Source organism: Janthinobacterium sp. SUN120, assembly GCF_030397735.1.
Taxonomy (GTDB): domain Bacteria; phylum Pseudomonadota; class Gammaproteobacteria; order Burkholderiales; family Burkholderiaceae_D; genus Janthinobacterium; species Janthinobacterium kumbetense.
Map to the genome: position 1 here is coordinate 773,744 of NZ_JAPUBW010000001.1, position 20,246 is coordinate 793,989.

Below are 20,246 nucleotides of genomic sequence, written 5' to 3' on the forward strand. Positions count from 1 at the left end.
GGGGCGGGGCTCCGCGGGATTGGAATGCGCCCCATTGAGGCGCATTCCTCCGGCGGGGTCGGCCCCGCTCCAGTCTGATTAGTCCAGCTTCAACGCCTTGGCCACATCCCCCCACGCCACATACTTGAAGTTCTGCGGTCCATCGGGCAGGCGCTTGTAGCCGTCCTGGATTACCAGCATGCCTTGCGCGTACGCGCCGCCCAGGTTGGCGGAGGTGACGTCGAGGCCGTCCGTTTCCGAGGTGCCGTCGATGCCGGCGGGCAGGTTGAAGCCCACCTTGAAGCGGCCGCGCACTGCATATGGCGCTTGCGCGTCGAGCACCACGTAGCTGCTGTCGCCCTGGCTGGAAACGATCAGGTAGCCGGTGTCCGGCTTGGCGCCAGGCTTGCGGTAGATGGCCATGCCTTCCACGTCGGCCGTCAGGTGCGCGCCCACAGGCAAGACCATGGTGAGGGTGTCCGGCTTGGCGGCGTCGGCCGAGGTGGTCCAGATGCCGCGCGTTTCTTCGCCCAGGAACAAGCGGGCGTTGGCGTCGTCGGCCACGCAGCCTTCCGGTTGGGTGGCGACCTTGAAGCTGCGCAAGAGGGTGGCGCTGAACTTGTTGCCGTTCAAGCCAATGCTGTATTGCTGGAAAGTACCGTCCTTGTCGTTGATGAACGCTTCCACTCCGCCGCTGGCTGGTTGGTACAGACACATGCCGTAGATGCTTTTCAGGCCGGTAGGGAAGCGGCCCGCTTCCGCCACGTCGCCGCTGGCATTGATGGTGAACAACATCATGCTGTTGTCGTCGCGCTGGGTAGCGACGGCCAGGTCGACCTTGCTGCTGCCCAACTGGATATTCTGCCGCACGTCGACGTTGTTCAGGCGTCCCACTTCCAGCAGTTGTGTCTGCTTGCCTTGCAGGTCGTAGACCAATAAGCCTTGCTTCTTGTTGGTGCCGAGGATGCGCGCGTCGGCCGGGTTGCTGGACAGCCAGATGGCTGGATCGTCGGCCGCGTCGCCCTGGCGCGCCATCGGCTCCGTCTGCGCCTGTGGGGCGATGATGGCTACCGCAGGCTGCGTTTCCGCCTTGCCAACCCATTTCAAGGGCCGCGCCTGCCAACCGTTCTTGCCGCGCAGCAGCAAGGAGTCCTTGTCCAGCGCCAGCTGGCTGTCGCCTTTGCGCACGTTCAAGGCGACCGCTTGCGGCGGCATGGCCGTCCATTGACTCCCCTGGTGGGTGTACAGGTGCAGCTTTTCCGCCTTGCCATCGAGCACGGCCACGCCGCCCGGCAGCACGGCCAGTGCACCGGCGCCGCCGTCCAGCTGGCCATACGGCTTGCGCAGGGCGACTACTTCGCGCTTGCCCATGCCTTCCGACTCGGCGTCATACGCCCACACGCCCATGTTGGCCTCGCTTACCAGCAGGCGCTGGGCGCCATCGTCGACCCGGCAATGCTTGGCGTGCGGCGGCAAGGCCAGTTTGCGCACCAGGCTGCGCTGCTCGCCCTGCATCACCCACTGTTCCGCTTGCCCATCCTTGCCGATCAAGAACAGATGGGCTAGCTGCTGGGCGTCGCGGTACAGGCACGACGCTTCCACGGAAAATGTCGGCACGGGAAACGGCGCCAGTTTGACCAGCTTGCCGGCCTGCACGTCGACGGAGACGGGCAGGGGGCGCTGCGTGTCCGCTTCCAGGAAGACGGCCAGCACCTTGCCGCCATCGCTGCGCGTGTCCAGTTGCTTGGCGCGCACGGCGATGCGGTCCTGTTCCTGGCCGGCTGCGTCGAACAGGCGCAAGCCGTGCTTGTCGAGTAGCAGCCACCCACCGCCGGGCAGGCGCGCCAGTTCTTCCGCTTCCTGCGTGAAGGAAGGCACAGTGTTGGCAGGCGCGGCTTGCGCCGTGCCCGCGAGGCAAAAGGCAGCCAGCAGGGCGCTGCAGAGTACGGTTTTTTTCATATTGTTGGAAATCATCATCAGAAGGCGCTGGCTTTCAGGCTCACTTTAAAGGTGCGGCCATATTGTTCGTTTTGCACGTTGTATTGCTTCGTGCCCTGGTAAACATAGTATTTTTCGTTGTTCAAATTGGCCGCCTCGAACATCAGCTGGAACTGCTTGTTGATCTGGTACGACAGCGAGAAATCGAGCTGTTTCTGGCCGGCGACGATATGGTCCTGGCTTTGATCGAGGATGTCGTTGCCCATTTCCAGCAGGTAAGGCGACTTGTAGTTGAGGGCCAGGCGGGCGCTGACCGGCCCCGTTTCATAGCCCAGCATCAAGTTCATCACCTGGTTCGACTGGCCCGGCAGGCGGATGTCGCGGTTCAGCTGTTTGTTGCTGGCTTTGTCGAAGCGGCCGATTTGCGCGCTCGAGGTGCTCAGGGTGCCGTTCACGCCGACGAGGAAACGATTGAAGGGCGCCGGCAGCATGCGCAGCGGCTGCATGTAGGCCAGTTCGATGCCTTTCACCTTGGCCGCGTCGCCATTCGCATACGAGGTGGCCGTCGTGTAGCCGGCCCACTGTCCCGTGCCGGCCAGGTTCGTCGTGTAGGTGAAATTCTTGATGTCCTTGTAGAAACCATACGCCGACATCACGCCGTCATTGCCCAGCACGCGCTCGATGCCCAGGTCGAGGTTGTTGGCCTTCAGCGGCTTCAAGTCCGGGTTGCCGATCACGGCTTCCGTGTTGCTGGCCAGGCTGATGCCGGGCGCCAGCTGGCTGAAGTTGGCGCGCACCACGGCTTGCGTCCAGGCGGCCCGCACGCTGGTATGTTGATCCAGGTCATAACGGGTTTGCAGGTTTGGCAGCCAATTGGTGTACGAGCGTTCGCGCGTCAAGGCCGTGGCGATGCCGGCGCTGTCCACTTGCGAGCCGGCCGCTTCGAAACTGGTGCGCTCGGCGCGCACGCCGCCCAGGATGTGCCAGGCGTCGAAGTCGTAGCTGTTCTGCACATACATGGCGTTGATGTCTTCATGCATGCGATAGTCGTTGATGATGGATTCCGTGGCCAGGCGCGCCTTGGCGCGGTCCAGTCCCGCCACGCGGGCGCGGATGAGGGCCGGGTCCAGCGCCACGCCGATGTTGCCCAGGTCATAGTCGAGATTGTGGCCTTGCACGAAATTGCTCATCGACGTGGAACCGGCGCCCCAGTAATTGCCGCTGGATGCCTTGCTGCTGTTATATGCCCATTGATCCGTGTCATTGGTTTTTTCGCGGCGGCTGACTTTTGCGCCGAACTTCAGGGTGGCGATGTCAAACTTGCGCGCCAGGTCGATGCGCGCGTGGTGTTCATTGTCCTTCGAGTAGCGCTTTTGCAGGGTGATGGCGTTGAGCGCATAGCTGGCCGGGTCGTACAGCGAGGCGGGGCCGCTCAATTTCGGTTCCTGCGTATCCGTGAAACTGATGCCGGCGAAATTGCTGGTGCCGCGGAAACGGCCGTCGTTCAAGGATTCCGGCGTGTCTTCCGTGGCTCGGCTCAGGCCGCCTTTCACGTCCAGGGTCCAGTCGCCCGATTTCTGCTGCGTGCCCAGCACCAAGGAACGCACTTGCTGCGTGTACTTGCGCTGGCGGATGCGGCGCTCGGCGCGCGCGCTGGCCGTCTGGCCTTCGGCCAGGCTGCCGCCCGCGATATTGCTGATGGTCAGGCGGTCGCGTACTTCATTGTCGGAAAATTCGCTGAGGAACGAGCGCAAGAACCAGCTGTTGCCCGCTTCGGGGCGGTAATCGAGGTTGACGGCCAGGGCGCCGCGCTTGCGCACGGGCAGGTAGTCGCGCAATTCCAGGCCCGACAACTTACCCTTGCTCCAGGCGCCGCCCGTTTCCACGTCATCCGAGCCGAACGAGCGCTTTTCCGCGCTTAGGCCGGCTGCCACGCCCAGCTTGCCGTCGAGGAAGCGCTGGGCCCACAGGGCGCCGCCGCTGGGGCTGGTCTTGCCCGTCTTTTCATCGTAGCTGGCGCCCACGTTGGCCGACAGTAGCTTGCCCGGCAAGTCGAAGGCGGACAGTGACTTGACTTCGACGGTGGCGCCCAGCGAGTTGGCGTCCATTTCAGGGAGTAAAGTCTTCGAGACTTCCAGCGTGCGGATCAGGCCGGCAGGCAGGATGTCCAGCGCCACGGCGCGGCGTCCCGCTTCCGGCGACGGCACCAGCGCGCCGTTGATGGTGACGGCGTTCAAGTCCGGGCCCAGGCCGCGCACGGTGATGTAGCGGCCTTCGCCCTGGTCTCGCTGCACGGACACGCCCGGCAAGCGGGCCAGCGCCTCGGCCGCGTTTTTGTCCGGCAAGCCGCCGATATCGTCGCTGCTGATGACGCTGATGATATTGTCGGCTTTCTCTTGCGCGGCGATGGCGTTGCGCAGGCTGGCGCGCTGGCCGCTGACGACCACGGTGGCGGCCGGCTGGCCATCCGCATCTTGCGCTTGCGCATGGCTTTGGCCGCTGAAGACGGCCATGATGCCGAGGGCCACGGCCGTCAGACGCAGCGGGGAGGGGAACGATGTGTGCATGGTTTTCATGAAGAGCTCGGTTAGGGGAAGGAACCGGGCGGATTCTAGGCAGCAAATATGACGGTTGCGTGACAGGCAAGGGCTTGCCACCTTGAAAACAACGGCCTGTGAGCGCTTTCCAGCTGGAAATGAATCGTGGTGAGCTGAAATGACCTGCCAGCGCAGGGCGCATGGGATGCTGCTTGCCGGATTTGCATCGGCTGCGCTGTTAATGATGAGCCGTTTGCACCTGCCGCACGGGCGTGGGGCATGTCATCGTGCCGTCATGGGCGGGCGCTATCGTGGCGGCAGCACCACTTTTAAAGGTTTCCCACATGCTGCCGTTGCACCGTAACAGCCTGATTGCCGCCGCGCTCGCGTTGCCCCTGTTCTTGTTTCTGTACGCCACACTGGGGCACCTTAAACCGTTTGCCATCTGGAAGTGGATGGATATCGTCTGCGAAGGCGGCACGGCCGTCATGGCGGGCATCTGGTTCTTGTTTACCCTCAGCAGCCGTCCCCGCGGGCTGGTGACGCGCCTGATCGCCGGCGGCCTGTGCGCCATCATGCTGGGCTCCTGGGCCGATTGCCTGGACGAATTCTTTGCCGTCGACAAGAGCGCCGTGTGGGATAACTGGCTGGAAGCCTTGATTCCGTTCGGCATGCTGGTGCTGACGATCGGCATGTATTACTGGCGCCAGGAACAGTTCCGCCTGAACGAGCACCTGCAAAAGCGCGAGCGCCTGTTCCGCGACCACCGCGCCTTCGACCGCATCACGCAGCTGGCCGACGCCAGCTACCTGCGCACGCAGATGCGCCTGGAACAGGAGCGCCGGCCCGGCCTCGATTGCGCGCTGGTCTTGCTCGACATCGACAGCTTTCACCTGATTAACCGCGAATACGGCCACCGCGAAGGCGACCGCGTGCTGCAAGCCGTGGGCCACATGCTGCTGTTGAACTTGCGCAATGACGACTTGCTGTGCCGCTATGCGGGCGACCGCTTCGCCGTGCTGATGCCGGGCGTGTCGCGCGAGGATGCGGCCGCGAAGGCGCGCCACCTGTGCGCCATGGTGGGACAGATGCGCCACCACGCCAACGACAACCGCGAAATCCGCCTGAGCCTGCGGCATGCGTGCGCGCTCACCGATGGCGTGCCGGAAGTGGTGCTTGCCGAGCTGAGCCGGGCCGTGGAAACGCCCGGCCGCAGCGCCGGCCCCAGGGCCAGCACCGCCGCGCCTGCCTGATGCCGCTGAACCAGCAGGGCGACCCCAGCATCGCGGCCCATCACCAGCCGGCGCTGGTGCTCGATTATGCGCGCAGCCGCGAACTGGCCGTGGCGCCGCTGCTCAAGGGCACGGGCCTCGATGGCGGCGCGCTGCCGTCCGCGGAAAGCCAGGTCAGCGCCGCGCAATACCTGCAATTGCTGGCCAACGTGGCGCGCGGCCTGGACAGTGCCGATACCAGCTTCATGCTGGGCCAGCAAATGCTGCCCGGCCATTACGGCGCGGCCAGCCACGCCTTGCTGCAGGCGCAGAATCTGCGCCAGGCGCTTGGCATCCTGTGCGAATTCCACACCTTGCTGTGTCCGCTGTTGCAGCCGCGCTTGCGCGAGGCGGGCGACATGCATGTGCTGTACTGGGTCGATGCGTTCGGCGCGCCCAGCCAGCTGCCTTTTCTGGTGGAGATGCACATGACGGCGCTGGCGGCCATGTGCCGCTGGCTGGCGGGCGAAGCGCTGCCGTGGCGCTTTTGCTTCAACCGGGCGCGGCCCCGCCACGTCGAGCAGCACGAGGTGCACCTGGGCCAGGCGCTGCGTTTCGATTGCCAGGTCGACGCCATGCTCATCGATTCCAGCTGGCTGGATAAACCCTGGCCGCGCGGCAATGCCACGGCGGCGGCGCTGGCCTTGCGCGCGGCCGCCGTGGCGCCCGTGCCGGCGGCGAGCCTGCTCGGCGCGCTGTACGACTACCTGCTGGCGAACATCCGTTGCGCGCCGACCCTGGAACGCACGGCGCAGGAGTTCGGCGTCAGTCCCGCCACCCTGAAACGCCACCTGGCGCGCCATGGCACGCATTTCCAGGCCGAGCTGGACCAGGTACGCGCGCACAAGGCGATCTATCTGTTTCAGGCGCATGGCTACGACAACGACGCCGTGGCCGCCTATCTTGGCTTTCATGATGCCACCAACTTCCGCCGCTCGTTCAAGCGTTGGACGGGCCAAACGCCGCAGTTGCTGCGCCATGCTTTGGCCCTTTTTGTGGCAGGTTGATCGCCGGCGTTGCGCGCCAGCGCCACGGACAGTCGTTCCTGAGGGAACAATTGCCCGTTCTGCTACATCCATAGTACACTCGATCAGAGAGCGAACAGACGCGCTTTGAGGCGCTCCGGCACGGCGTCACGCGACGCCGCAATTCCGTCATCTTGATGGCGGTGCCGGCGGCAGACGACCGGTGTGCCGTGCCTTAACCCAGCCTGGAAACTGGCGTCACCCGTGGGGTGCGCCGGAAACCGGGCAACTTGATAATGCTCAATCGTGTATTCACAATCGCAGATCGATCCAGTCGTCAGTTTCCGCAACACCCAGGGTGAGGCGGTGCGCGGCACGATTTTCAACTTGCAGCGCAATTCGCTGGTCATGGAAATCTATAATCCATACTCGATTGTGCAGGTCAGCGAGGTGCTCAATGACGTGACGGTGCGCATGGGGGCGAAAAATGCCTACGTGGGCAAGGCCGTCGTCATCAGCAGCGTCAACACGGGCCTGACCGCCATCGTTTCCGTGACCCTGATCGACGAGTGGCGCGAGCTGAGCGACGTGGTGGTGGTCAAGGGCGCCGTGCAGAAAGAGTCCAGCGCCTTTGTCGCCGGCTGGGGCGAGCGCTTCCGCATCCGCCGCGATTACCAGATCGTCGTCAACGAAATGCGCGCCTTCCTGTCGGAAGTGTCGCGCTGGGTCGAGCAAGTCGACTTGTCCGACTCGCTGCCCAAGGAAAACGGCCGGCTGCGCCCCGATATCTTCGACGAACTGGCCTTGCCGCTGATGGAGCAAACCCAGCTGTATCTGCGCCAGCTCGAAGTGGAAGCCTCGCTCGTCGAGGAAGAGCGGGCGCCCGCGCACCGCGCCTTCGCCCAGGCGGCGCTGCATCCATTGATCCTGCGCGCGCCGTTCGTCTTCCGCACGTTTACCAAGCCGCTCGGTTACGCGGGCGATTACCAGATGGTCAACCAGCTGCTGGACGATCCGCGCCAGGGGCCGAGCACGTACTTTCAGATCGTCAATGCGGCCTTCCTGCAGGCGGCCGTGGCCACGGCGCACCGCAACCGCATCGATATCCTGACGGAATTCCTGTCGCAGAAGGCGGCCGCGGCGCGCGCTGCCGGGCGCGTGTATAAAGTGCTCAACGTGGGCTGCGGCCCGGCCATCGAGGTGCAGCGCTTCCTGGAAACGTGCCCGGACGCGCAGTGGCTGGCCTTCGAACTGGTCGACTTCAGCAGCGAGACCCTGGACTGGACGCGCGCGCGCCTGACCACCATCATGCAGCGCACGGGGCGCGTGGTCGAGATCGATTATGTGCACGATTCCGTGCACAACCTGCTCAAGCGCCGCCATGGCGCCGGTATCACGGGCTTGCCCGGCAGTTTCGACGCCGTGTATTGCGCCGGCCTGTTCGACTATCTGTCCGACAAGGTGTGCGCGCGCCTGCTGATGCATTTCGCCTCGCGCGTGGGACCGGGCGGACGTTTGCTCGTCACCAATGTGCACGCGAACAACCCCGGCAAGTTCGGCATGGAGCATTTGCTGGAATGGCATTTGATCTATCGCAATGAAGAGGGCCTGTCGGCCTTGCTGCCCGAGCACGCGACGGACCCGCTGATCTATGTCGATGCCACGGGCGTGAATGTGTTCGCGGAAGTGAGCATTCCTTGATGGATACTCCAGGCCTGCACGCCGGCTACACGGCCGTTTTGCGCGACTTCCGCCTGGAATTCAGCCGCGGCGGGGCGTACACGGGCATCGTGCTGATCCTGCTGGGCATGGGCCTCGATTCGGCCCTGTATCCGGACAAGCAGTCGGCGTTCACCACTGCGCGCATCCTCGTGTCCGTGCTGATCTTTTGCGTCGTGCTGGCCATGCGCACGCGCTGGGCGCAAGACCGCATCCAGGGCTTGACCTTTGTCTGGCTGATCTTGCCGCAGATCATGATCGCCTGGATGATCGCCGTCACGGAAGGCGCCACCTCGATCTATTACGTGGGCATGACCCTGGCCATCTATTCGTCGGGCATCGTGCTGGCCTTCGGCTTGTGGCAGAATATGGTTTTCGGCGCCATCTCCTGCCTGCTGTATGTGGGCGCCTGTGCCTGGCATGCGGGCGGCTTCGACCTGGCGGGTACGTTTGTCGTCAATTGCTTGTTCCTTATCATGTCGGCCAGCATCAGTGCCGTGTTTACCTATTTCAATGAGCGCGCCCGCTTCATGCTGTTCCAGCTGAAGGCGGAAGTGGCGCAAAAGAACACGCAACTGGAAGAAACCAACAAAAGTCTGGCCGATATCAAGGGGCAGATGCTGCAGCAGGAGAAAATGGCTGCCATCGGCACCCTGGCCGCCGGCATGCTGCATGAAGTCAATAACCCCGTGAATTTCTGCATGATGGCCATCGAGGTGGCCATCGAAGACCCGGCCGCCAAGCAAAGCGCGCTCGTCAGCGAATGCCTGGCCGACGCCAAGCAGGGCATGCTGCGCGTGCAGCACATCGTGTCCGACTTGAAGACCTTTGCCTACCGCAAGAGCGGCAACCAGCTGGAAACGGGACACTTCCAGTTCCGCAGCGCGCTCGACGCGGCCATCCGCCTGGTGGGCCATGAAACGAAGAATGTCAGCATCAGCCACGACTTGCCGGTCGACACCCTGGTGCGCGGCGACGAAGCGGCCATCGTGGGCGTGCTGATCAACTTGCTGGGCAATGCCGTGCTGTCCATGCGCAAGGGCAATGCGCCGCCGTTCGAGATCCGCATCACGGCCCACTGGGACGAGAACCGCCTGCGCATCAGCGTGCGCGACAACGGTCCCGGCATCGCCCCGGAAAACCTGGCGCGCGTGTTCGAACCGTTCTTTACCACGCGCGAAGTGGGGCAGGGCCTGGGCCTGGGCCTGAGCATCAGCTATGGCGTGATCGAGCGCCACGGCGGCACCCTCACGGCCGAAAGCGAGCTGGGCGCGTGGGCCAGCATGAATTTCGACTTGCAGCGCTCCGATTGGGAGGGCCGTTAGCATGGATAACGATAGCCGCGCCAGCGTGCTGTACGTGGACGACGAAGCGCTCGCCTGCAAGTATTTCGAACGCGCCGCCGGGGCCCGCTACCGCGTGCTGACGGCGCTGAGCGTCGATGCGGCGCTCGCCTTGCTGGCAGACGAGGCCGGACAGATCGACGTGCTCGTCACCGATTACCGCATGCCGGACCGCCTGGGCAGCGAATTGCTGCAGGAAGTGGCGCAGCGCTATCCGCACATCGTCTGCATGCTCGTCACCGCGTATGCGGACAAGGATGTGCTGCTCGAACTGATCAACGGCGGCGCGGTGTTCCGCCTGCTGGAAAAACCGCTCGACCTGGCCGCCATGCAGACGGCGCTGCAACTGGCCGTGCAGACGGGACGCGAGCGCGCCGCGCGCCGCCAGGGCCTGGTGGCGATGGAAGAATCGCTGGCGTTTCTGGCGCATGAATTGAACACGCCGCTGGCGGCCATCGCCAATTTTGCGCGCGGCATCGCCCGGCGCGCGCAGGCGGAGGCCGCGCCGCAGGCCGAGATCGGCGAAGCGGCCGCCTTGATGCACGACAATGCGCGCTATTGCCTGTCGGTGCTGGCCAGCTTTGTCGACACGGTGCGCCTGGCCAGCGCCGGGCCCGGCATGCAGGGCGGACGCCGCGCCGGCAGCGCGCGCCAGCTGCTGGCGGCCTTGCTCGACAGCTATCCCTTGAGCACGGCCCAGCGCGCCGCCATCACGGTGGACGTGGGCGACGATTTCTCCATTGCCGAGTCGCCCAATTGCGTCGCGCTGATCCTGTCGTCCGTGCTGGCGAATGCCTTGCGCTCGGCCGGTGAGCAGGCTCATCCTGCGATCGGCATCCGCATCGACGCCGGCCGCATCAAGGTGCGCGACAATGGCGCCGGCATCGCCCCCGAGATTGTCGAACAGCTGTTGATCGACCCCGTCAGTGCCAACGGCGACGAAGGCAAGGGCTGGGGCATGGTGTTTTGCCACCGCATGATGCAGTCGTTCGGCGGCAACCTCGACATCGCCACCGAGTTTGGCACTTCCACCACGGTAACCCTGAATTTTCCAGTACATATAAGGAACGAGCATGATTGACGCCAATCTGCGTTTACCGGCTCAGCGTGAGCCGGCGCAAGGCTTGCCGACGATACTCTATGTCGATGACGAGGCCAACGCCCTCAAATACTTCCAGCGCGCCATCGCGCCGCTGGCCGACGTGCTGACGGCGACCTCGGTCGAGGAGGGCAAGCGCATCCTGGACGAGCAGGCCGACCGCATCGCCGTGCTGGTGTCGGACCAGCGCATGCCGGGCGCCTATGGCAACGAGCTGCTGTCGTATGCCTGGGACCGCCATCCGCACATCGTGCGCATCCTGACCACCGCGTATTCCGAGCTCGAACACACGGTGGAAGCCGTCAACCAGGGGCAGATCCACCGCTACATCCAGAAGCCGTGGGATATCGCGGCCCTGCGCATGGAACTCAAACAGGCGCTGGAACTGGCGCGCTTGCGCAACGAGCACGCCCAATTGCTGCGCGAAAAGCTGATGGTGCGCCAGCGGCAAGCCGTCGCCAACCGCATCGGCAGCCTGTACGCGCTGTGCGCCAGCCTGGCCGGTCCGGAACAGCAGCTGCCCGTGGAAGCGTATTTGTCGGCGGCCTTGACGGCCGGCGTCACGCCGCCCGAGCCGGACTGGCTGTTGATGGATTATGCCGACCTGGTCAGTTCAGAAGCCTTCCGCGGCACGGCCTTTGCCGCCGCCGTGCGCCAGCAGCTCGATACGCTCGAGCGCGAGCATCCGGGGCGCGGCGTGGAACAGGCGATCGACATGCTGCTGCCCGTGTTCGGCGCGGCGCTGCAAAACCAGGGCGGCACGGCGCTGTTCCTCGATGGCCGCCTGCTGACGGAATTCCTGGAAACGCCCACCACCACGCCCGTTTCGGCCATTCACTCGTTCTGGCTGGCCAGCTTGCTGTGGCTGGCGCGGCGCGGCTGGTCCTTGCAGCTGAGTAAAACGGAAATGGGCTTGCAGGGCAAGGTGGTGCAGGCTGAACCGGCGCTCACGCCGGATCACCTGGCGGCCTGGATCGAGCAGTTCTGAGCCGGCTGCTCCGCAAGGGGCGGCGCCAACGACAACAGGGCCGCGCGGCCCTGTTTTTCATCGCGACGGGAAAGGCTTAGCGCTCTGCCGCCGCCTTCAGGTTGTTCAAGCCCTTCTCGAAATCCTTGCCGATCATGGTATCCATGCTGACGAAGACCGTCATGACCTTGCTCACGTAAGGGCTGGGACCCGTCATGGTCCAGTTCACCTTGGTGCTGTCGCCCTCGGGTGTCATGGCAAACGTGGTGGTGTTATGGCTTTCGAACGGCTTGAGGAAGTCCAGCTTGATGACGGTGCGCTCGGGCTGGGCCGCTTCCGTGATTTCCATGCGGCCGGCGCCCACCTTGTCATTGCCCGTCCACGCATATTGCGCGCCCAGGCCATTGGCGGGGCCCGTAAACGTGCGGCGCATGGCCGGATCGAGCTTTTCCCACGGCGACCAGGCGGCCCAGTAGTGGAAGTCCGTGATCAGGGCGGCGATTTTCTCGGGCGGTGCCTTGATGGTGATTTCACGCTGGACACTGAAGGTGTCGGGTTTGGTGGTGGCATAGCCAAGGATGGCGGCGACGACGACAACGATCAGCAGCAGGGTTTTTTTGATCATATGCTCTCCAAATCTTGAATGGTCGATGCGAACGAATCAAGGCAATCTTAGCAGATATGAATGGCTGTGCGTGGCCTGTTGGCCTTTATTTGCGCCAGCTCTGCACAGGGCCGCCCGCACGCCCGTTCGCCGCTGCGCACGCCAGGTTTGTGCCGGTTTGTGGCGAGGGCCGCCGTCCGCTAGAATGCTGGCCTGCAAAGATTTCAGAGGGAAATATGTTTCAACGATCGATCGCCAGGCTGACCCTGGCGTGCGGCTTGCTGGCTTCCGCCTTTGCCGCGAACCTGGCGCATGCCGATGCCTGTCCCGCCCACTACGTCGATGGCCGCAAGCCGGAAATCACCAACCCCAAGCTGGACGTGGCAACCAGGGAGCTGTGCTACAACGTGTTTGGCGTGATGCATTCGGGGATTACGCGCACGCCCCTGTGGTCGGCTGAACACTTGACGGCGAACAATCTGGAAGCGGCGCAGGATTTGTCGCGCGAAAATTCCTTCCACGCGGAACGCAAGCTGCCCGCCGCCCAGCGCGCCGAGCTGGCCGATTATGCGCGCAGCGGCTTCGACCGTGGCCACATGGCGCCCAACGGTGACATGCCGGACCGCCAGAGCCAGCGCGACAGCTTTACCCTGGCCAACATGGTGCCGCAGGATGCGCGCAACAACCGCTATGTGTGGGCCGGCATTGAGGGCGCCGTGCGCAAGATGGCGAAGAAAGAGGGCGACCTGTACGTGATCACGGGGCCGGCTTTCATTGGCGGCAACCTGCGCAAGGTGGGAAGAGTGATTGTGCCCAGCCATCTGTACAAGGCCGTGTACAGCCCGCGCCAGCGCGCCGGCGCCGCCTACTTCATTGAAAACGTCGATACCAAGGCGTATGAAGTGCTGAGCATTGCGCAACTGGAAGACAGGATAGGCATCGATCTGTTACCGTCGCTGACGCGCCAGCAAAAGTTGCGCATGCTGAGTTTGCCCAAGATCAATAGCAAGTCGAAAAAATAATCCCTTTGAAAGGAAATCCCATGTGCGCAAAGAAATTCGTCCCGTACGCCAATGAAAGCGATGTGCTGGAGATCGGCGGCCTGAGCATCGAAAACCGTGTCGACCGCATCAGCATCAGCGGCGACATCGACCTGACCCTGGACAAGCCGGGCCTGGCGCTGGCGAAACAGTTGCAAAAACTGCTGGGCGACGTGGTGGCGCAACTGGAAAAGCAGGACTTGCCCGACCAGCTGCCGCCGCCCGAAGTGACGTCGGTGGCCAATCCCTTCGAGTAGATTGCTGAAGGCAACACCGGGAGCGTTTCCGCATCTGATGCCGGTACGGCAAAAAAAACGCCTCCCGAAGGAGGCGTCAAGAGCGTGCCTGCAGCTAATTAGAACGTATAACGTCCGTTGAAGGTGAAGTAGCGGCCATAGTTGTTATGCAAGCCCTCGTTGTAGCCCGTAGTTGGGTAGCCTGGATCGTAAGGCGCGGCACGGTCGAACAAGTTCTGGATGTTGATGCTCAGACTCACGTTCTTGAAACCCGTGTAGGTATAGCCGAGACCGACCGTGGTCCAGCTGGCGACCTTGCAATCCGGGAAGGCAGCTTCATAGCCGGGAATCGAGGTATTGCGATCCGGCGCCGCATCGGTCGGCTTCTTCGTGCCATAGGCACAGAAAGGCTGGTCGTAGACGGTAGCGCCATCGCGGAAGCGCTTGAGCGAAATGCTGTCGACGAAATTGAGCGAGGCATTCACGTTGTGATCGCCCTTGGTCCACGACGTGGTCAGCGAGGCTTTTACGCGCGGCATGTCCGTGCCCACGCCCAATTGCCAGTCGGACAAGCCAGGACGGCTGCCGGTGACGTTGTTTTCCACGTCGCCTGCCACCTGCGCCATCTTGTAGCTGTAGACATAGGTGGCGCGGAAGGCCGAGCTCAGCGAACCCCATTCGCCGAGCTTGTTGCGCATGCGCGCTTCCAGGTCGATGCCCTTCAACTCGGTGGCACCTTGGTTGGTCCATGGCGTCTTGACCCCCAGCAGCGGGCCCGTGCCTGGAATCGGATTGCCATTCGCGTCGGTGATGAAGTTGACCGGATTCTGGTCGCGGATGACGTTTTCAGGCATCCGGTCTTCGTTTTTCAAGGCGTCGCTGGCCGTACCCAGCGCCACTTCCTTCTCCTTGCGCACCTTGTACACGTCGACCACGAAGTCCAGCCAGTTTGCCGGGGAGTAGATCAGGCCCAGCGAGTAGCTCTTCGAGGTTTCCGGTTTCAGGTCGGGATTGGCGTTACCGACGCCCGAAGTCGTCTTGTTGCAGTCGGAAGCGACGCCATTCGGACGCGGCGTCTCTTCATCCTCCTCGCAGCGTTTCGGGTCATACACGCCGCGCAGGAAATATTGCGCACCGCCGGGCGTCACTTGCGACAGTGCCGGCGCGCGGAAGCCTTCGGCGTAGGTGCCGCGCAGCGCCAGCGTATCGGTGACTGTCCATTTGGCACCCACCTTCGGCACGAAGTTGGTCTTGATGCCAGGATATTTGTCGACGCGTCCGGCGAAATCCATTTCGAAGCTTTTCGTGAATGGCGTGCGCAGTTCGACGAAAGCCGACTTGACATTGCGCTGGCCGTCAATGGCGGTATTGGCGACACCCAGGATTTGCCCGCTGGCCGTCAGGCTGTCAGGATCGATGCGGATTTTTTCGCGCCGCAGTTCAAAGCCCACCGCCAGTCCCATGGCGCCGCCGCCGAGTTGGCCAAATTCCGTGCTGGCCTTGCCATCCCACTGGAGAATTTCAGCTATGCCGCGGTCTGTGACATCGTGGCCAAGCGTGGGATCGGCCACCAGTTGCGCCAGCGATGTACCTGTGTTGAGCTTGCGCAAGGTTGGCAGGTACAGTTGGCCATATGTTGTTTCTTCGCGCTCAGAACGATTCCACAGCACGCCGCTTTCCCAGTTCCAGCCGAAATGGTCGCCTTGCAAGCCAGCCAGCAGGCGCGAGTTTTCATTCACGGTTTGCGAGCCGCCCCGCAGGTTTTCGAAACGGTAGTTGACCGAGGCGCGTGCATTGCTGAGCGGATTGTCCGGGTGGCCGATGGGCAGGATGACCTGGAAAGGTTCGCCCGTTCCCGTGGCTGTAAAGTTGGTAACCTGGGCATTGCCCAAGGTAATAGGCAATCCCGTGTAGCTGCGGCTCGAACGCGTGTAGGCCCCTTCGGCGAAACCTGTCACCTTGCTGTTTATCTTCAGCGTGCCGCGTGTCAGGACACTGGCATCCTTGCCGGCGCCCGTGCCTTCGAGGAACTGGTCACCGTTGTAGTTGCAGAAGGTGCGGCCGATCAGCACGCTGGTTGGCAGCAGGCCGTCCTTTGTGCCGCCCGTAATGCGCTCGCTGGGATCGCAGCCCAGGTTGAAGGTCATGCGGGCCGGGCCATTGGCCTGGGTGACGCCAAAGCTTTTCGATCCGGGTGCGGACTCGCGGAAAATCGTTGCATATTTCGACACGGCGCTCGAATAGTTCGAGCGGAAACGGCCGTTCAGGTCCTGGTAGGTGGAATAGGCGATGTCATTGACATCGCGGCGCGCCACGCGATCGCGTTCGGAGTAATCGACGGCGACAAAGACGTTATAGCCGTCGGTATCGAAGTCGCCGGTGCCGAAAAAGCCATTGATGTTCTTGCGGCGGAAACGGTTGTCGTCGTTGGCGCTCGCATTGGCGGATAACTGGCCGCCTCGGTAGTTCGATTTGGTGATGAAGTTGATGACGCCGCCGATGGCGTCCGAGCCGTAGACGGCCGATGCGCCATCCTTGAGGATTTCCACGCGGTCGAGGGCGGACAGGGGGATGCTGTTCAAGTCATACAGGGTCGAATTGCCATTGTTCGGATCGGCGTACGCGGATGGCGTCATGCGCCGCCCGTTCAGCAGGATCAGGGTGGAGCTCGATCCCAGGCCGCGCAATGATGCCGTGGCCACGCCCTTGGCGAAGCCGCTGCCGCTGGCCTGATCCTGATTGGTATCGGTGCCCATCGATGGAATCAGCTTCATCAGTTCGGCCACCGTCGACGCGCCGCTGTCCTTGATGTCCTTGGCGGTAATCACGTCGACAGGCGAGGTGCCTTCCTTGTCGGCGCGCTTCAGGTTGGAGCCGGTGATCAGGATTTTTTGCAGTGCCGGCTCCTGCGGAGCCAGCTGGGCATAGACCAGTTGCGAAGAAGACAGGGTCAATGCGACTGCGATGACGCTTTGTTTTAAGACTATTTTTTTGAGCAAAATATTCTCCATCAATTTTCAACTGCTGAACACATGGCCGACCATCGTTGTGCAATGTCCGGCTTTCCCGGTCTAGTGAATCGCTTGAGCGATTTTTGTTGCAAAACCGTATAAACAGTATTGCCTAGACCTTTATCAAAACATCTTCGGAAACGCCGCGCTATGTTTTTTTTTAATATTGTCACGTTGACACAACAGTTAATCTAGAATATTTTTGCGCTTACATATTTGATAAAAAATTGATGGTGTTAAAAAGAAACTGTGCTAATAAATTCCAAATTATTACATTTTATGTAATAAAAATATTTTCCATAAATCATGTAAGTATTTGTTTTATATGTGTTTATTTTAAATTTAATCCGCGCTGTGATAAATTGTCATTTTTTCATATGTCCAGGAATGTTGCAAATTTTTACATTTGTAATATTTTGCAGATGCACAATTTTGGTGCGTCGGCGATTATCGCTGGCCCTACTGGGGAGGGCGAGATAATGCCGGGAGATAATCAAATAATGTCGGAACATAATTAGAGCCTGGTGCTGCGATGCATCATTTTCGTGCATAAAAAAAGCCGCCAGCATTATGCTGGCGGCCATAGCTGCATTTATCTGGTGCGTTGCCGCGGCTATTTGGCGAAGGCCTGTGCCGCCGGCGTGACGGTGACGGCCGCCGGCCTGATGTCCAGCTTCATCGCACCGATGACCTTGTCTTCATCGAGCAGCGCCTGCGGCTTGTTGCCGTCGTACTTGATGGGAGAGAACGCGTCGCTGACGAGCTTATCCTTCAAGCCGGCCGCATCCTTGGCGACGATCACCACGGACAGGTTCTTCGCCGACAGGTGCTGCTGGATGGCGCGGTTGACGTCGGCCAGCGTCAGTTTCGACAAGCCATCACGCATCAGCTTGGTAAATTCCGGCGTGCCATACCATTGCGAATCGAGCGCATAACCGAGTTGCTGGTCTTGCGTCGAGGTCATGACGAAGACGTTCTTCATCAGATAGTCGCGCGTGGTGGCGAAGTCGTCCTGCGTCAAGCCGTTGTCGACCAGCTTGCCCAGTTCCGTCAGGGCCACGCGCAGGGCGAAGTGGGCGTTGTCCGGCGCCACGGGGCGGATCCAGATTTCGAACAGCTGCGCCTTGCGGCCCAGGTTCGGGTTCGGGAAGAACTGGTACATGCCGCGCGGGAAGGCTTCGATGTACGCGTAATCGCCATAGTTCATGCCGCGGATTTCACGGATGCGCTGGTACAGGTAGGAATTCGAGGCGCGGTGCTCGCCCAGCCACGTCTTCGCCAGCCACAGGGCGGGGAAGTCTGGGTGCGTGCGCGTCACGTCCAGCGGCAAGCCGAAGGAAATGGCCGTGGCGCGCGTGTTTTTCTCGATGATTTCCACTTCCAGGCCCTGCGCCTTGCGGCCCGCGGGTTTCACGGTGGCGGGCAAGCCCGGGCCGGCCGGCAAGCTTGCCAGTGCCTGCGTCAGCGAGGCCGTCATGGCGTCCGACACGTCGCCGGAAATGCCGACCTTGACGGCGCCTTGCGCATACGCGCTCTTCCAGAACTGTTTCACGTCGTCCAGGGTGATGGCGTCGATGCCGGCGACCGTGCCCAGCACGGGGTGGCCGTACGGCGTGCCCGCATACACATTGGTTTGCAGGCGTTCCTTGGCGAATTCCTCTTCGTTATTGTCCTTCAGGTCCAGCAGCAGCGCGTTCTTTTGCGCATCCTTCAGGCGGCGGAAGTCGTCTTCGCGGAAACCGGGCGAGAGCAGCAGCGGCAGGGCGATGGCGTTGAACTGGGTCCAGTTATCCCGGTGGATGGAACCCGTAAACGTTGTCATTTCCTTGTCCGTCTGCTGGCTGAAACTGCCGGCCAGCGGGAACAGGGCCTGGTTGACTTCGTCGATCTTGCGCTCGGACGAACCGCCCGACGCCACCATGGACGCCGTCAGCGCGGCCAGGCCTTCCTTGCCTTGCGGGTCTTGCGCGGAACCTGCCATGAACAGCAGCTTGTAACGGATTTGCGGCAGCGCGGACTTTTGCACCAGCACGTCGAACTTCGCGGTCGGGGCGGCCGGCAGCAGGCTGGCCAGCGTCGGCGTGGCGGCGATGGCGGCCGCCATCGGCTGGTGCGACAGGGTCGTCACCACCAGGCCCTCGTCCGTCAGGTATTTGCGCGCGGCCGCCTGCAGGTCGGCCGGCGTGAGCGTATCGATCAGGCGGTAATACTGGTTGATGGTGGCGTAGGAACGGTCGAAATGCACGAAGGAAGCCAGGGTGCCGGCGATCTGCTCCGTGTTGTCGAGCGAGCGGATCAAGCCGTATTTTTCCGCCGACTTGGCGTCCGCCAGGTCTTTGTCGCTGACTGGCGTGTCGCGCAGCCGCGCCACGGTGGCCAGGATGGCGTCGCGCACGTAGACGGCGTCGTCGATGTTTTTCACGCGCGCGCCTAGCACGGCCAGTGTCGGGTCGACCCGGTCCGGCGTCATGTCGAACAACTGGTCGACCTTTTGCTCGTTCTGCACCAGGCGTTTATATAAAGGCGAGGTGCGGCCGAACGACAGCGACAGCAGGGTGGCCAGCGCCGCCTGGTCCTTGTCCTTCACGGAAAACGCGGGCGCGTGGAAGCCCACGGCCACCCACGGCAGGGTCGGCGTGGGCCAGGCCACATGCTTGTAGACGGGGCCGCGCGGCTTTGGTTCCACGGGCACGGCCGCCTGCTGCTTGCCGCGCTGCCAGCTGCTCCAGTATTTTTCCACCAGCGCGATCGCTTGCTGCGGTTCCACGTCGCCGGCGATGATGATGGTGGTGCGCTCGGGACGGTACCAGCGGTCGAAGAAGAGCTTCGAATACGCGTACTGGTTCGGCATGTCTTCGATGTCCTGGATAAAACCCATCGTCGTGTGCTTGTAGGTATGCGTCGTGTAGGCGCTGTCGCGCATCACTTCGAACAGTTTCGACACGGGATTGGCGCTGTTCTTGTTGTATTCGCCCAGCACGGCACGCGATTCCGTCTTGAACGCGTCTTCCGCATAGTCGAGGTGCTGGAAGCGGTCCGCTTCCACCTTCAGCACGGTTTCCAGGTCTTGCTTGGCAAACGTCGTGTGGTAATTGGTCAAGTCGTCGCTCGTATACGCGTTTTGGCGCGCGCCGGCGCGGGTGATGACTTCCTGGTATTTCTCGGGCGGATACGCCTTGGTGCCGCGGAACATCATGTGCTCGAAGAAGTGGGCGAAACCGGACTTGCCCGGCTCGACTTCGTTGCGCGAACCCGTCTGCACGGGAATCTGCAGCGAGACGAGGTTCGGGAAGCCGGTCGGCACGATGATGATTTTCAAGCCGTTGGGCAAGGTCTTTTCCGTCGCCTTGAATGGCAGCAGATCGGCCTTGCTGGCCGCGGCGCCATGGGCGGCGGCCGGTTTGACGGGCGCGGCGCCCAGGTTCGACGAGGCCATGGCCGACAGGGCCAGGGCGAAAGCGGGTAACAACACAGGCATGATTCTTGACACGGGGGCTCCTTCTTTTTCTGGAATGTGGAAAGTGCAACGCCGCAGCA

The 20,246-nt window shown here is 62.4% G+C and carries 13 protein-coding genes; 8 read left to right on the forward strand and 5 right to left on the reverse strand.

The genetic code is table 11. The features are described 5' to 3' along the window. Positions 1–78 precede the first annotated feature (78 nt). Positions 79–1,938: a phytase gene (locus O0879_RS03410; RefSeq protein WP_289914625.1), complete on the reverse strand. Its 1,860-nt coding sequence runs from the start codon at positions 1,936–1,938 to the stop codon at positions 79–81. A 17-nt stretch (positions 1,939–1,955) separates the two neighbouring features. Then, the gene (locus tag O0879_RS03415; protein ID WP_289914628.1) at positions 1,956–4,493 is read right to left on the reverse strand and encodes a TonB-dependent receptor; all 2,538 of its coding nucleotides are present in this window, start codon (positions 4,491–4,493) and stop codon (positions 1,956–1,958) included. 305 nt (positions 4,494–4,798) lie between these two features. Between O0879_RS03415 and O0879_RS03420 the strand changes: the two genes are divergently transcribed. The 6 genes from O0879_RS03420 to O0879_RS03445 all read left to right on the forward strand — a co-directional run bounded on the left by O0879_RS03420 (position 4,799) and on the right by O0879_RS03445 (position 11,839). Continuing rightward, positions 4,799–5,707 (forward strand): GGDEF domain-containing protein, encoded by a 909-nt coding sequence (locus tag O0879_RS03420; RefSeq protein ID WP_289914629.1) that lies wholly within the window; start codon positions 4,799–4,801, stop codon positions 5,705–5,707. Then, positions 5,707–6,732 (forward strand): AraC family transcriptional regulator, encoded by a 1,026-nt coding sequence (locus tag O0879_RS03425; RefSeq protein WP_289897776.1) that lies wholly within the window; start codon positions 5,707–5,709, stop codon positions 6,730–6,732. The genes O0879_RS03420 and O0879_RS03425 overlap by 1 nt, the downstream gene beginning before the upstream one ends. Before the next feature lie 264 nt (positions 6,733–6,996). Further along, positions 6,997–8,391: a class I SAM-dependent methyltransferase gene (locus O0879_RS03430; RefSeq protein ID WP_099667840.1), complete on the forward strand. Its 1,395-nt coding sequence runs from the start codon at positions 6,997–6,999 to the stop codon at positions 8,389–8,391. Continuing rightward, positions 8,391–9,734 carry a HAMP domain-containing sensor histidine kinase gene (locus O0879_RS03435; RefSeq protein WP_289904845.1) on the forward strand — a complete coding sequence of 448 codons (1,344 nt, stop codon included), beginning with the start codon at positions 8,391–8,393 and terminating at the stop codon, positions 9,732–9,734. Before O0879_RS03430 ends, O0879_RS03435 begins: the two co-directional genes overlap by 1 nt. Before the next feature lies 1 nt (position 9,735). Beyond that, a complete protein-coding gene (locus O0879_RS03440; protein WP_289904846.1) occupies positions 9,736–10,833 on the forward strand; it encodes a hybrid sensor histidine kinase/response regulator in 1,098 nt (365 codons plus the stop codon). Next, positions 10,826–11,839: a response regulator gene (locus O0879_RS03445; RefSeq protein ID WP_251348576.1), complete on the forward strand. Its 1,014-nt coding sequence runs from the start codon at positions 10,826–10,828 to the stop codon at positions 11,837–11,839. Before O0879_RS03440 ends, O0879_RS03445 begins: the two co-directional genes overlap by 8 nt. A gap of 76 nt (positions 11,840–11,915) precedes the next feature. On the opposite strand, the gene O0879_RS03450 is transcribed toward O0879_RS03445, so the two are convergent. Continuing rightward, complete coding sequence (locus tag O0879_RS03450) at positions 11,916–12,443, reverse strand: SRPBCC family protein (RefSeq protein ID WP_289897780.1); 528 nt, start codon at positions 12,441–12,443, stop codon at positions 11,916–11,918. Between the two features lie 215 nt (positions 12,444–12,658). Here O0879_RS03450 and O0879_RS03455 point away from each other — a divergent pair, with 215 nt between their 5' ends. Both O0879_RS03455 and O0879_RS03460 read left to right on the forward strand, forming a co-directional pair. Next, on the forward strand, positions 12,659–13,444 hold the full coding sequence (locus tag O0879_RS03455; protein WP_099667845.1) for a DNA/RNA non-specific endonuclease: 786 nt from the start codon (positions 12,659–12,661) through the stop codon (positions 13,442–13,444). A 20-nt stretch (positions 13,445–13,464) separates the two neighbouring features. Next, positions 13,465–13,719, forward strand: a complete 255-nt coding sequence (locus O0879_RS03460) for a hypothetical protein (protein WP_289914631.1) — start codon at positions 13,465–13,467, stop codon at positions 13,717–13,719. A 98-nt stretch (positions 13,720–13,817) separates the two neighbouring features. On the opposite strand, the gene O0879_RS03465 is transcribed toward O0879_RS03460, so the two are convergent. Both O0879_RS03465 and O0879_RS03470 read right to left on the reverse strand, forming a co-directional pair. Next, entirely contained in the window at positions 13,818–16,652 is a 2,835-nt protein-coding gene (locus tag O0879_RS03465; RefSeq protein ID WP_289914633.1) for a TonB-dependent receptor, read from the reverse strand. A gap of 670 nt (positions 16,653–17,322) precedes the next feature. Next, entirely contained in the window at positions 17,323–20,187 is a 2,865-nt protein-coding gene (locus O0879_RS03470; protein ID WP_289914635.1) for a pitrilysin family protein, read from the reverse strand. Positions 20,188–20,246 lie beyond the last annotated feature (59 nt).